The following is a 12,656-nucleotide window of genomic DNA, read 5'->3' on the forward strand; positions in this document are numbered from 1 at the left end:
ATAACATAAAAAGTTACAAAATGGTATCAATTTTGAATATTGTTGACATTCAGAACAAATAAAGAAAATTTTTCAAATAATTTTAAAAGATTTTTTTCAAAATTAAAATTTTACATAAAAAAATCCCCTGAGTAATTTTACTCAGAGGAAAATTTCTTAATCTAATTCAGCAATTGCTTCTATTTCGATTATAGCTCCTTTTGGAAGAGCTGCAACTTGAACAGCGCTTCTTGCTGGCTTGTGATCTCCGAAAAATTCTGCATAAACTTCGTTCATATCAGAAAATTGTGATAAATCTTGCATGAATACGCCAACTCTTGCGATGTTTTCTACTTTGCCGCCTTCAGATTCGATAATATGTAAAATATTATCTAATGATGCTTTTGTAGCTTTTCTTATATCAGTTTGTAATTCTCCATCAACTATTGGAAGTTGTCCTGATACATAAATTGTTTTGTTAGCAGATGTTGCTTGTGAATATGGTCCAATTGCAGCAGGTGCTTTGTCTGAATGTAAAAATTTCATACTGTCCTCCTAATTCCACAATCTTTCTATATCGTAGAAAGAACGTGCTTCTTCTGTAAATACATGTACTATAATATCATTAAGATCTAGCAAAATCCAGTTACCTTCACTGTAGCCTTCTTTTCCTAAAATCTCAAAACCATTCTCATCGCACACTTTTTCCACTTCATCAATAATAGATTGAGCGTGGTTTGGTGCATTGGCAGTTGCAATAACAAAATAATCTGCAACAGCTGAATCTAATTTCAAAGTTACAATGTCTTTTCCGATTTTATCGTCTATCGCTTTTTGAACTAACTCTAATTCAGTCATCTATACTCCCTTCAATAAATAATTTCTGACATTCACACTAGTGACAGATATTTCTCTTTCACCTTCTATAAGATATTTTATCGTATCATCTAGTGATTTGACAATTGCTTTATTCAAATTTATTTTGGATAATCTTCTGATTTCATCAACGCCATCATAATCTCTCTTATCTTCAGTCTTATCGGCCAAGTAAATTATTTTTTCGAAATCAGTCATATTAATTCTTCCAGTTGTGTGAAATTCTATCGCATCCAAAATCTCTTCGTCATTCACGCCATATTCTTTGTTAGCGACAATCCTACCCAAATAGCAATGCAACAACTTTGGATTTTCCATATCAGGATCGTTTTGTCGTAAATTTCTAAGCTCTTTAAATTCCTTCTTGTACTTATCCAAATACATGTTTTCGTTGTTTTTTGCACAGTCATGTAGAAGTGCTGCTAGTTCTATTTTTGTAACATCTTGATTGTGAAGTTTTGCTAATTCAATGGCTTTGTCTCTTACTCTCAAAACGTGTTCATATCTAGTTTTTTTGAGCATTTTGCTCAAATTGTTTTCTATTTCTTTAACTTTCATATAATTTGTTTCTCACAATATATTCAAAAACTTGATTTGGTACGAAATACCTAAAATCTTGATTTAATTGCACTTTCTCTCTGATTTTTGTAGAAGAAATATCTATAAAACTTGTGGGAATTTTCTCCACAAAATATCCCTTTGATTTTAAATCATCGATTTTTACATCTAGTTTGGACATCTCTTCTTGTCTTCTAATACAAGCCAAAATCTTAGTATTTTTCAAAAAATCTTCTGCATTTTCCCAAGTTTCCACACTCATCAGCGAATCTTCGCCCATTATAAAATAAAAATCATGATCGTAATTTTCTCTTAAATATTTCATAGTTTCCCATGAATATGTTACATCATTTTTGTTAATTTCATAATCACATACTTTAAACTTGTCGTTGTCCTGTGTGGCAATTTTCACCATTTCAAATCTTTTTTTCTTGTCTGTGACATTTTTATCTTGTTTAAAATTCGGATTACCGGTAGGAATAAACCAAACTTCATCCAAATTTTTGTAGTTAATAGCTTCCATGGCTAATATTAAATGTCCTATATGAATGGGATCAAAAGTCCCACCCATTATTCCGACTTTAATCATCTAAATCTATTACCTTATTTTCAGATTCCCTGTAAATTGTTAGAATATTTCCCATATATCTGACAAATTCACAGTCAAGTTTTGTCAATATTTCATCTATTAACATATCCCTATCATCCAAATTATTGTTAAGGATTTTTATCTTCATAATTTCTCTTTTGTTCAAAGTATCATCGATTTGTTTCAAAGTATTTTCTGAAATTCCGCCTTTACCGATGTTTACAAGTGGTTTGTAACCATGAGAAATCTTTTTTAATTTTGCTCTTTGTTTTGGTGTTATCATTTTATCTCCTATTCGTAAAAATCAAATTCTACATCACCGATAACTACATTGTCTCCATCTTGAATTCCAAGATCTTTTAATTGTTGGATAACTCCCTTATCTTCAAGAACTTTTTGCAAGTGGTTTACAGATTCGTACACTTCAAAGTTTGTTCTGTAAATTAAGTTTTCAATCAACGGACCTTCTACGATGTAGTTTTCGTTTTCTCTTCTAACTTTGAAATCAGGTTCTTTTTCTTCTTCAAAGTAAACGTATTGTTCGTCCAATGTAGAATAATCATCTTCTATACTGTCCAAAGTATCCGCAATCAAATACATAAGCTTATCTACATTCTCAGTTGTAGCAGCACTTATTTCTACAATTTCATCAACTTTGTCAGAATATTTTTCTCTAAATTCTTTTATATTTTCTTCTGCTCCTAGGTCTGTTTTATTCAAAACCACAAGCATTTTTTTATCATTCAATTTGATATTGTATGAAGACAATTCACTATTGATAAGTTCAAAATCTTCGATTGGATTTCTACCTTCACTTCCAGAAATATCCAACACGTGAACTAAAATTTTAGTTCTTTCAATGTGTTTCAAGAAATCATGACCAAGTCCCAGCCCTTCACTTGCTCCTTCAATTAACCCAGGAATATCTGCAAGTACGAAACTTTTTTCTCCAACTTTGCACACTCCAAGATTTGGCTCAAGTGTTGTGAAATGATAATTTGCAATTTTAGGTCTTGCGTTTGACATTATAGACAACAGTGTAGATTTCCCAACGTTAGGAAGACCAATTAATCCAACATCAGCTAGAAGTTTCAATTCTAACTTAATTATTTTTTCTTCGCCTTTTTCTCCAGGCTCTGCAAATCTTGGTGCTTGTCTTATAGATGATTTGAAATGAACATTTCCCTTTCCGCCTTTGCCACCTTTGCAAATTACAAACTCTTCCTTATCGTGTTTTACATCGTAGATAACCGTATCTGTATCGTAATCTTTAACCAAAGTCCCAACTGGAACTTTAAGAATTAAATCTTCACCTTTTTTACCAAATTGTTTTTTATTTCTGCCGTCGCCTCCATTTTCAGCTTTGTAAATGGATCGATAACTGTAATCCATCAAAGTTTTAATGTCTTTATCTCCGACAATTATAATACTACCGCCATCTCCGCCGTCGCCACCTGCAGGGCCACCTGATGGTTCGTATTTTTCTCTTCTAAATGCAACAGAACCGTCTCCACCTTTTCCAGCTTTAAGTTCTATCTTCGCTACATCTATAAACATTTTTCACCTCTTTATTAATGCCCACTATACTTGTAAGTTTACATTATTTTCCACTAAAAAAGCAACACCTTACGATTATAAAAAGGAAATCCGATTTATAATCATAATAAAGGTGTTGCTAAAAATTAAGCTTCTTTTGGATATACAGAAACTTGCTTTCTGTTTTTACCAATTCTTTCGAACTTAACTACTCCGTCAATTTTAGTGAAAAGTGTATCGTCTCCACCCTTTCCAACATTGTTGCCTGGATGTATTTTTGTTCCTCTTTGTCTAACTAATATGTTACCAGCTAGAACGTATTGGCCGTCACCTTTTTTAGTTCCTAATCTTTTGGATTCGGAATCACGACCGTTCTTAGTAGAACTTACTCCCTTTTTACTAGAGAATAATTGTAAATCTAATTTTATCATCATTACACCTCCCGATAGTTAATTTTCAAGTGTTTTATATTTTCGTTTCGTATTGATTCAAGCGCGAATATTAATGATTTCATCAAAATATCCACCTGAATCATTTCAGTCTCATTTAGTAAGTCATAATTTATTTCAAATGAAGCATCTCCGCTTTCAAAATGAAATTTCAACTTATCACAGCCAAGCTTAAGTATTTCAGTAAATGTGTTTACAGTATTAATCAGATAAACACTGATAGCACTGCACACAACATCATTTCCATAGGATCCATGATCAGCGTGACCTGTTGATTTGACCTTTACAATTTTTCCGTCTTTTCTAAAAATATCGACAGTTACCATTAAGCATCAATTTTTTCGATTTTAACTAATGTATATGGTTGTCTGTGACCTTTTTTCTTTCTGTAGTTTTTCTTAGCTTTGAATTTGAAAATAACAATTTTCTTGTCTTTCTTTTGATCCAAAACTTCAGCTGAAACCTTAGCTCCTTCTACTACAGGGCTTCCAACTTTTACATCATCTCCAGCTACCATTAATACTTGATCAAATTCGATTTTATCGCCTGCTTCAGCTTCGATTTTTTCAACTTTAATGATATCTCCTTCAGAAACTTTGTATTGTTTTCCCCCAGTTTTAATAATTGCGAACATTTAGTGCACCTCCTCATTTTTAAGACTCGCCAAATCAAGGTACTTTTGAAGTTTGAAAACCCGATTCGAGCGGTTACACACCAAATAATTGTACAGTAATTTGATTTATTTGTCAAGTTTTACTGTGAATTCTAATAGATTTAAATTGCTAAATCCATGAAAATTTATATTCGGTTCACAAAATTCATCTTTAATAAAATCTGATAACTTTTTGTTGTCACCTTCTCTGACACAATCCACAATAACCATGCCCACCATTTTCTTCAAATAAATCATTTGATGGATTTTCTTCAAAGCTTTTGTGTTCAGTTCGTGGAAATAATCCTCACTCATTATCATTTGGGAAGAATTCACATCCACAACCCACATTGCCTCGGTTTTCTGGATGACAATTTCTGCGTTATTGTCCAGTTTTATTATTTCTGAATTTTTATCTATTATATCACGACTTATTAAATTATCATAGTTATAATTGTAATTTTCATCAAATTTTACATTTAAAATTTCTTTGTACTGTCTGTAAACTATTTTGTCATTAGTTATCAAATAATCTACATTTTTTTCTTGAATGATTTTGTCCACAGGATTTTTCTTGTACAAAAGTTTAGGAATTGGTAGAAATTTCTTCTCTGTTTCGATGTATCGTAATTTATTTAAAATAAAATTCATTTCTTTTTCTTGTTGTGCTTTTTCTTGTTTGAAGAAATTTTCTCCCACAATTCCTGTGAATGTATATTTTTGTTTGAAATCATCGATATCTTTGTATTTTTGTTTGCCTTCAAATGTTAATTTGTCGCCGTTTGTGTATTTCAAATTTTCAGTTTCAATCGTAATTTTCGTTGTGAATTTGGGGTATTTATCGCCAATAGATTCTTTTGTCATTTGAACCAGTATTTCATCTGAAGGTTTCAAATCTTGTGTGAATGATGTATTATTGAGAAATCCAGTTTTCTTTTTATCGTATTCTATAAAAAATGCGTCGAGTTTCTTGTCGTATTTTGTGATTTTAGCGACATAAATGTTACCCAGCTCACTTTCGTAATCTCCCAATAATTTCAGCTCATCATCGTAGTAACCCCAAGTGTTTTTGTCTATAAATAGGTATTTCATCTTTTGAATATCCTGTCGAAAAATCTGATTTTGGCTTCTTTGTCTTGTTTGTAATTTTGGATAATTTCAGTTAGTTTTTCATCTACATCTTCTGAATAAGAATTGATTTTCTTTTCGTATTCATTTGTAAATTCTAATTTCCCAATGTATTTGTAATCCGATTTTCTTTTGGATGAGGAATCTGAAATTTGAAATAATTTTTTTGCGTGAGATTTTTCTTGATTTCCCCACATTATTTCTTCATCAAATTCTATTCCAATGTTTTCTGTGAATATTACAATGTCAATCTCATTTAATTTATCCAATAAATTTTGGTAATCATCAATTGTAGCAGAATATTTGTCTGGTTTTATGGTTGAAGGTATGATATATTTATCTTCTTTGATTTTTATCATGGATTTCTTATAATCAACAACCTGACTCAACACATCCAATGTGTCATAAACACAGTAATCCTCCACTCCCAATGCATATTCGATTTGCCTTGAATTTTCTGAATTTACTATTAAAATTTTTCCGTCTAATAAATTACAAAGGCTTTGTATCAACAAAGCCTTTTTTTGTAATTGTGAATTAACGAGTACTGTTTTCATACATATCATTCTCACTCTCAGTATTTTCTTGTTTTTCGTCTTTTTCTTTTTTTAATTTCAACGCTTCTGCCATTATATCTCTTGTCATTGGTCCATTATTCGTGCTCGTTCCACCTTGCATAATGACTGTTACCACTGCAACTTTTGGATTTTCAACCGGAGCGAAGCCAATCATCCATGCGTGGTTGTCATAAGTTTCTCCAGTAACTGGATTAACGCCTACTTGTGCAGTTCCTGTCTTCACTCCTGCAGAAACTGGAAAGTTTCTGAATGTGTTTTTCTCATATCCTTCAGTCGTAGCCAAGTGAAGTCCTTTTCTAATATATTCCAAATTTTCGTAATTTTTCAATTTGATTCTTTCGCTTTTCTTTGCGTTTTTAAATAGCGATGTAGAATTATCATTTGATTTTATTTCATTCACAAGTGATAATTTATTCAAATATCCATTATTTGCAAATGCAGAAATATATCTTGCCATTTGAAGTGGCGTGTATGCGTTTTGGCCTTGACCAATTACAACGTTTAACATATCGCCGATATTCCATTTTGATTGGTTCAAATAATCGAATTTTATTTTATCGGAGAACGAATTTCTCTCCCCATCCAGTTTCTTGTCTGGATCAAATCCCAAACTATCCAATGTTTTTATAATATTTGTTCTTGTTTGAAGATTCTTGTCGTCTGCAAGTAAAACTATTTTATCGATTTTTGATTTCATTTCCTTTGGAGTAAATACTTCTCCTTCTTTGACGTATTTTTCTGCATTTTTTTCCAAAAATCTTCTGAATATAGCTTTGAAGTTATTTTCTTTTATTTGTGGATCTGGAACAGTTCCCGAATTTTCAGCTGGAATATTTATATCAATTCCTGTTTTGCTTCCAAGCCCAAGTTTTCTCGCAGTTGATACCAATTCATCAATACTTAATTGATAACCTAAATCTTTGGAACGTCTTTGATCTTTCCCAAGTGCTAAAGAATAGAAATAATAGTTACAACTATCTCTTAGTGCTTTCATTACATTATCACTGCCGTGAGTTCCTTTGTGCTCATTCCATATCCAACAACCGAATATAGAACCGCCAACATCTACATATCCTCCACATTTTATTTCGTGATAAGGATCAAATCCTCCTTCTAATGCAGCAAGTGAGGTGTTAAGTTTAAAAATAGATCCTGGTTGCATCGCTGCTTGCATTGGAATATTGTACAATGGTCTCGGAGATATTGGATCTTTTGGGTCTTCTGCTTGTAAACTTTCCCAATCCGTTTGTGAAATTCCCGTTGAAAATAAATTTGGATTGTACGATGGGAATGATGCCATTGCAAGTATTTCTCCAGTCTCAACATCTACTGCAACTGCCGCACCACTTTTTGCATTTTTGTATCCAGCTAAAGTTTTGTCGCCCCATTCAGATTGATAAGTTCCACCAGTGCTTACAGCTTTTATCGATTTTTTCAAAGATTCTTCAGCAACCCTTTGGACATTTGTATCAATACTCAAATACACATTGTCACCTGGAATTGCTTTTTTCTCAGACAAAGTTTCGGTTCTATTTCCTTTACTGTCGACCATAACTCTTAATGATCCGTCTTGTCCTTTCAATGCATCTTCTTTGCTTTCTTCAATTCCTGTTTTTCCAATCAAAGAATCCTTGCTGTATCCTTTTTGTTTGACATACTCCTCGATTTCTTTTTCAGTAGAAATTTTTCCGATATATCCCAATACGTGACTTAATTCTTCGCCATTAGGATAATATCTAACAGGTCTAGTCGCCACTTCTATTCCTTGGTTTTTTCCGAATTTTTCTTCGATGCTACTAACAGATTCCTCTGTTAAATTGTAACTTAGAGCAATTGGCTCGTATCCTTTTTGCCCTTTGTTTTTCAATTGATTGTATATGCTTACAATATTGTATGCGTCATACTTAGAAAATTTCTCGCATTTATTTTTCTTCAAAATTTCTTCATACAAAAGCTTAACATCAGAATTCATTTCCTTGTCATAACTCTTGTAGAAATCTTCCATATTTTTTTCGTAAATGTATTTCCAATCATTAACACTAATCGAAGGATTGATGTTGTTTTCAGTGTTTACCGACTGAGCAATAAGTTTTATATCATCGTCTGTGATAAACTTATAGGCCAAATTATTTGAATTCAATAAATCTGCAACGTGTTTGTAAGGATCTGTAGACTTTTTACTTTCTGTTACAAACTTAGCCTTAACTTGTGGATTTTTTTTGTCTTTTTCATCCAAACTAAACTCAACGTTTGTTTGTATTCCGTTTTTCTTGAGTAAGTTCAGCGCTTTTTCCAACACGATAGTTTTCTTATCATCTTCTACATCAACTTTTTTCAAAAGCTCAACCATCGTATTGTCTTTTACAATATTTACAAAATCGTCAGCAGCTTCTGTTTTAAAATCAATTTTGTTGGACAACTTCATCATTTCAACTTTTTTCTCCAAAAGTTTTTGGTTGTCTTTCAGTTCCATATCTTTCAGAACGATATTATCTTGAAGATTTTCCTTTTCCAATTCATTGTAAACCATCGATCTAATAACGCTGTCATTCAAAAGTTTTCTGATAATGGATTTGTCTTTTTGTATTATCGTAGAAATCGCAGATTTTACATCTGAAGTTTCCTTTAAGCCGTGTTTTTTTAGTAACTTCACAGTCTCTTTGTCATTTGTATCAAACTTTGTATTATCTTTACGATTTAATTTCAACGTCAAACCTTTTGAGCGTAGTGCATTCAAGCAATAATCTAGGACAGTTTTCTTATAAATTCCTTGATTAGTTTCTTGAGTGTAGCTCTTGTCGATTAGATTTGCCATTATGTTTTTATCCATGACAATTGATGCCACTTTATCCAATGGTGATTTATCTTCTTTCAAATAATCGTCCGTATTTCTGTAAGTAAAAGCGTTCAGAGCAATTGGAAAATCTTCGGTGTTCATCGAACCATCTTTTTCCAAAATCCTCGACAAATTCAACAACGCATCATTACTATCGTCAATTTTCATTTGTTTTATTTGATCTTTGTACAAATTAGCAACATACACGTTTTTAGTCGTCGCTAACAATTCTCCATTTCTGTCGTAAATATTTCCCCTAGGAGCAGGAATTTTGATTTCACGAAGTCTGTTATTTTTGGCAATATCCCTGTAGTAATTTCCTTTAATTAATGTCAAATGCATTAATTTCAAACAAAGTACAGCCATCATTATTGCCAATATCACAATAATTATAGTAAATCTATCGTATTTTTCGAGTTTTTTCAAAAATTTATTGTCAAATTTCTTCATTGTGTACCTCAAATAAACTTAAACTTTGGAAATTTAAATATCTTTTTGAACAATCTGAACAAAACATAATACAATAGAACATTTAAAATCATTTCGATTAAAATTGGTCCTTTTAAATAAGCTTTATTGAATCCATTTCCTGTAATGTAGAGTACGAAATAATGAACAAGAGTGTAATACAAAGTCACAAAAAACGTTAGTATCATACCACTTCTTGGATCTTCTTTGTTAATTCCTGCTTCGCTATTTCCAATCAAAAATCCTGATGTAAAATAAATCAACGCTCTTACCCCAATAACTGGACTGAATATCGCATCTTCAATTAGTCCGATTATCATACCGTTTAATGATCCTGTGTACGCACCAAATCCAATGGACAACAACACAACTATCGGAATCGAAATATTCGTGTACACGTTGAACACTGAAATTCTGGAAAGAAGTGTCGCTTGGATTATGATGTCCAACAAAACTATCAAAAATATTTTTAATTTGTTCATCTAATTCACTCCTTGTCCATCCACTATAAGAACGCGGTACATATTGTTGAAGTTGATTTGGGATTTACATTTGACAATTTTGGTGAAATTATCCTTTGTCTTGATAACTTCTGTCACCTCTCCGATTTTGATGTCTCTTGGATACACTCCTCCAAGTCCTGATGTTGTCAAAACATCTCCAACTTTTACATCGGCATTAGAATCGTACATGTATCCTTTGAGAATATCTTTTTCTTTTTCGTTCAAAATCCCAACATCTTCGCTTTTTGCAAGCCTAAATCCAACGTTGTTTCCGCTGTTCATAATAGTATCCACTTTGCTATGGTTAAGTCCAACTTCCGTTACAACTCCAACCAAACCTTTCTCGATTCCATCATTTGAAGAAACAGCCTCAATCACAATGTCACCTTTTTTGATTTTATCCATCGAACCTTTATCAATACTAAATCTTGTAAAAATATTTCCTGGATCTTTTCCTGTTATGAAAGCTTTTGTTTTTATAGTTCTATCCTTACTCAAAAGTTCGTATTCTTCTTGCAAATATCTCTTATCGCTTATAACTTTGTTCAAATTATCTACGTTTTTTCGTAGTTTTGCGTTTTCCACAGTTAATCTCTTATTATCTTCACGCATTTTTTTAGTTCCAAAAACATAATGAACCGACTCTTTGAATTTGGAGCCTATCACATAAAACACTTTGTTAACAGGAGTAATCACTGTTCCTATCGCATTTTCTCCGATAGACATGTAGCTTTTGTTGTGGTTTGATATCGTAATCGTCAATATGAGAAACAAAGTCACTACGAAGAAAAAAACTTGTTTTCTAAGCTTTTTATTATATCCAAACTTAGCCAATTATTTGTCTCCCTTCTTTAAGAATTTGCCAATACCAATTCCCGTGCAATCCATCGGACTATCCACTTTCAACACCTTGATTCCCAAAACATTTGTGATATATTCGTGAATGTAGTCGATAAGGCTCACTCCACCTACAATGTAGATTCCTTCTGCAATAATGTCGTTTGCAATATCTGGCGGAGTTTTCTCCAACACTTTTCTCAATGCTTCAATGCACATATCTGCTATCGGCACAATCGCAGGTGTAATATCCTTCGCCCTAATTTCAACAGATTTTGGCATCGTGGATATCACATCAGTTCCCCCGACAATCATCGTGTTGTTTTCCCTGTCAGAATTCAACGTCGCAATCTTAAATTTAATCGCTTCTGCTGTTGAAATACCAATGTTAACTCCAAATTTTTTCTTCAAAATTTGTTTGATTTCTTGGTCAATATCTTCTCCACCGCTTTTTATGCAATAGCTTGTCACAATTCCACCCAAACTAATCACAGAAGCTTCGATTGTACCTGCACCAATATTTAAAATAATGTGTCCCGTTGGTTCATCCACATCGACACCCAATCCTTTAAGAGAAGCTATGTTTTCTTCAACTAATTTCACACTTCTCGCTCCAGCATTTAACGCCAAATCTTCCACACTTCTTCTTTCAACATCCGTCAAAGATGCAGACACCGATACACACACTTCTGGTTGGAAAACCGAAAAATTTGGTCTCGCTTTTTTAATAAAATACGAAAGCATGCTAACAGTGGATTCAAAATCAGCTATAACTCCGTTTTCAATCGGACTGATTGCTACGATATTGTCTGGAGTTTTGCCAATCATACTTTTCGCTTCAGTTCCCACAGCGACAATATCATAATTATTTATATCTATAGCAACAACGCTAGGTTCGTTGATTATTATTTTCCCATTTTCATCGGAAATAACGGAATTAGAAGTTCCCAAATCAATTCCCAAACCCTCTTGTTGAAATTTAAATAATTTCATTTAAAAATACATTCCTTTCCTCATACTCAGACTATCGTTCGAGCTAACAATAATATGATCTAACACTTGTATTCCTACCAAATCTCCCACTTTATCCAATCTTTTTGTAACTTCAATATCCGCATTTGATGGAATAAGTGAGCCTGACGGATGATTGTGTACTAAAATAATCGAATTCGCTCCCTTTTTAATAGCAGATTTAAAAACTTCTCTAGGATGAACGATAGATTGATTTATAGTACCCTTGCTAATAAGTTCTTTGGAAATAATTCTATTTTTTGTATCGAGAAGTAGTGCATAGAAGTTTTCCACATCGCAACTTCCAATCTCATTACAAAAAATCTCTGCAACACTATCTGGATCATTCAGACTGAAACTATCCATCGCTTTTCTCAAAGCAAGTCTTCTTCCTATCTCGATTCCAGCCAGGATTGATGTAGCCTTTGCCATCCCAATTCCCTTTATTTTCATCAATTCCTCAACGCACAAATCCTTGTAATCATTTTCGTTAATGTAATCGATGACTCTTTTTGAGAGAATTTCTACTCCCTCTTCTTTTATTCCAGTCTTCAATATAATTTGCATCAACTCTTCATCGCTCATTGAAGAAATACCATTGACTTTCATTTTTTCTCTGGGTCTTAGGGACTCATTCATTTCCTTAACTCTCATTG

At 32.7% G+C, this 12,656-nt stretch carries 16 protein-coding genes and 1 other annotated feature; all 16 genes read right to left on the bottom strand.

Translation table 11 applies throughout. The annotated features are described in order from the left end of the window. Positions 1 to 156 precede the first annotated feature (156 nt). Complete coding sequence (locus ACU68Y_RS03685; protein WP_002838830.1) at positions 157 to 525, bottom strand: RidA family protein; 369 nt, start codon at positions 523 to 525, stop codon at positions 157 to 159. A 9-nt stretch (positions 526 to 534) separates the two neighbouring features. Beyond that, positions 535 to 837: a ribosome silencing factor gene (gene rsfS / locus ACU68Y_RS03690; protein WP_002835520.1), complete on the bottom strand. Its 303-nt coding sequence runs from the start codon at positions 835 to 837 to the stop codon at positions 535 to 537. Further along, complete coding sequence (yqeK, locus tag ACU68Y_RS03695) at positions 838 to 1,413, bottom strand: bis(5'-nucleosyl)-tetraphosphatase (symmetrical) YqeK (RefSeq protein ID WP_094202524.1); 576 nt, start codon at positions 1,411 to 1,413, stop codon at positions 838 to 840. Beyond that, positions 1,403 to 2,002 carry a nicotinate-nucleotide adenylyltransferase gene (gene nadD / locus ACU68Y_RS03700; protein ID WP_094202523.1) on the bottom strand — a complete coding sequence of 200 codons (600 nt, stop codon included), beginning with the start codon at positions 2,000 to 2,002 and terminating at the stop codon, positions 1,403 to 1,405. Before nadD ends, yqeK begins: the two co-directional genes overlap by 11 nt. Beyond that, positions 1,995 to 2,285, bottom strand: coding sequence for a YhbY family RNA-binding protein (locus tag ACU68Y_RS03705; RefSeq protein WP_002838847.1), 291 nt, complete (start codon positions 2,283 to 2,285; stop codon positions 1,995 to 1,997). Before ACU68Y_RS03705 ends, nadD begins: the two co-directional genes overlap by 8 nt. Before the next feature lie 8 nt (positions 2,286 to 2,293). Then, a complete protein-coding gene (gene obgE / locus ACU68Y_RS03710; protein ID WP_094202522.1) occupies positions 2,294 to 3,559 on the bottom strand; it encodes a GTPase ObgE in 1,266 nt (421 codons plus the stop codon). A 125-nt stretch (positions 3,560 to 3,684) separates the two neighbouring features. Then, complete coding sequence (gene rpmA, locus ACU68Y_RS03715; RefSeq protein ID WP_002835526.1) at positions 3,685 to 3,972, bottom strand: 50S ribosomal protein L27; 288 nt, start codon at positions 3,970 to 3,972, stop codon at positions 3,685 to 3,687. Next, a complete protein-coding gene (locus ACU68Y_RS03720; RefSeq protein ID WP_002838784.1) occupies positions 3,972 to 4,313 on the bottom strand; it encodes a ribosomal-processing cysteine protease Prp in 342 nt (113 codons plus the stop codon). Before ACU68Y_RS03720 ends, rpmA begins: the two co-directional genes overlap by 1 nt. Continuing rightward, positions 4,313 to 4,621, bottom strand: a complete 309-nt coding sequence (gene rplU, locus ACU68Y_RS03725) for a 50S ribosomal protein L21 (protein ID WP_002838776.1) — start codon at positions 4,619 to 4,621, stop codon at positions 4,313 to 4,315. Before rplU ends, ACU68Y_RS03720 begins: the two co-directional genes overlap by 1 nt. A 12-nt stretch (positions 4,622 to 4,633) precedes the next feature. Then, positions 4,634 to 4,706, bottom strand: a sequence feature (ribosomal protein L21 leader region). Positions 4,707 to 4,726: 20 nt separating this feature from the next. After that, the gene (locus tag ACU68Y_RS03730; RefSeq protein ID WP_094202521.1) at positions 4,727 to 5,731 is read right to left on the bottom strand and encodes a ribonuclease E/G; all 1,005 of its coding nucleotides are present in this window, start codon (positions 5,729 to 5,731) and stop codon (positions 4,727 to 4,729) included. Beyond that, complete coding sequence (locus ACU68Y_RS03735) at positions 5,728 to 6,324, bottom strand: cell division inhibitor (RefSeq protein ID WP_446755338.1); 597 nt, start codon at positions 6,322 to 6,324, stop codon at positions 5,728 to 5,730. The genes ACU68Y_RS03730 and ACU68Y_RS03735 overlap by 4 nt, the downstream gene beginning before the upstream one ends. Beyond that, positions 6,305 to 9,631, bottom strand: coding sequence for a penicillin-binding transpeptidase domain-containing protein (locus ACU68Y_RS03740; protein WP_446755339.1), 3,327 nt, complete (start codon positions 9,629 to 9,631; stop codon positions 6,305 to 6,307). The genes ACU68Y_RS03735 and ACU68Y_RS03740 overlap by 20 nt, the downstream gene beginning before the upstream one ends. Before the next feature lie 8 nt (positions 9,632 to 9,639). Then, positions 9,640 to 10,131, bottom strand: a complete 492-nt coding sequence (mreD, locus tag ACU68Y_RS03745) for a rod shape-determining protein MreD (protein WP_002840546.1) — start codon at positions 10,129 to 10,131, stop codon at positions 9,640 to 9,642. Further along, entirely contained in the window at positions 10,132 to 10,986 is an 855-nt protein-coding gene (gene mreC / locus ACU68Y_RS03750) for a rod shape-determining protein MreC (RefSeq protein WP_002838850.1), read from the bottom strand. Further along, the gene (locus ACU68Y_RS03755; protein WP_446755340.1) at positions 10,987 to 11,982 is read right to left on the bottom strand and encodes a rod shape-determining protein; all 996 of its coding nucleotides are present in this window, start codon (positions 11,980 to 11,982) and stop codon (positions 10,987 to 10,989) included. After that, positions 11,983 to 12,654: a RadC family protein gene (gene radC / locus ACU68Y_RS03760; RefSeq protein ID WP_316533946.1), complete on the bottom strand. Its 672-nt coding sequence runs from the start codon at positions 12,652 to 12,654 to the stop codon at positions 11,983 to 11,985. Positions 12,655 to 12,656 lie beyond the last annotated feature (2 nt).

The organism is Finegoldia sp. P1-F-LS (genome assembly GCF_052932205.1).

Excerpts from the sequence above, each read along its gene's own strand:
- rpmA (WP_002835526.1), bottom strand. The coding sequence starts at position 3,972 with ATGATGATAAAATTAGATTTACAATTATTCTCTAGTAAAAAGGGAGTA.
- ACU68Y_RS03705 (WP_002838847.1), bottom strand. The coding sequence starts at position 2,285 with ATGATAACACCAAAACAAAGAGCAAAATTAAAAAAGATTTCTCATGGT.
- ACU68Y_RS03740 (WP_446755339.1), bottom strand. The coding sequence starts at position 9,631 with ATGAAGAAATTTGACAATAAATTTTTGAAAAAACTCGAAAAATACGAT.
- ACU68Y_RS03735 (WP_446755338.1), bottom strand. The coding sequence starts at position 6,324 with ATGAAAACAGTACTCGTTAATTCACAATTACAAAAAAAGGCTTTGTTG.
- ACU68Y_RS03755 (WP_446755340.1), bottom strand. The coding sequence starts at position 11,982 with ATGAAATTATTTAAATTTCAACAAGAGGGTTTGGGAATTGATTTGGGA.
- ACU68Y_RS03685 (WP_002838830.1), bottom strand. The coding sequence starts at position 525 with ATGAAATTTTTACATTCAGACAAAGCACCTGCTGCAATTGGACCATAT.
- obgE (WP_094202522.1), bottom strand. The coding sequence starts at position 3,559 with ATGTTTATAGATGTAGCGAAGATAGAACTTAAAGCTGGAAAAGGTGGA.
- mreD (WP_002840546.1), bottom strand. The coding sequence starts at position 10,131 with ATGAACAAATTAAAAATATTTTTGATAGTTTTGTTGGACATCATAATC.
- nadD (WP_094202523.1), bottom strand. The coding sequence starts at position 2,002 with ATGATTAAAGTCGGAATAATGGGTGGGACTTTTGATCCCATTCATATA.
- rsfS (WP_002835520.1), bottom strand. The coding sequence starts at position 837 with ATGACTGAATTAGAGTTAGTTCAAAAAGCGATAGACGATAAAATCGGA.
- rplU (WP_002838776.1), bottom strand. The coding sequence starts at position 4,621 with ATGTTCGCAATTATTAAAACTGGGGGAAAACAATACAAAGTTTCTGAA.
- ACU68Y_RS03720 (WP_002838784.1), bottom strand. The coding sequence starts at position 4,313 with ATGGTAACTGTCGATATTTTTAGAAAAGACGGAAAAATTGTAAAGGTC.
- yqeK (WP_094202524.1), bottom strand. The coding sequence starts at position 1,413 with ATGAAAGTTAAAGAAATAGAAAACAATTTGAGCAAAATGCTCAAAAAA.
- ACU68Y_RS03730 (WP_094202521.1), bottom strand. The coding sequence starts at position 5,731 with ATGAAATACCTATTTATAGACAAAAACACTTGGGGTTACTACGATGAT.
- radC (WP_316533946.1), bottom strand. The coding sequence starts at position 12,654 with ATGAGAGTTAAGGAAATGAATGAGTCCCTAAGACCCAGAGAAAAAATG.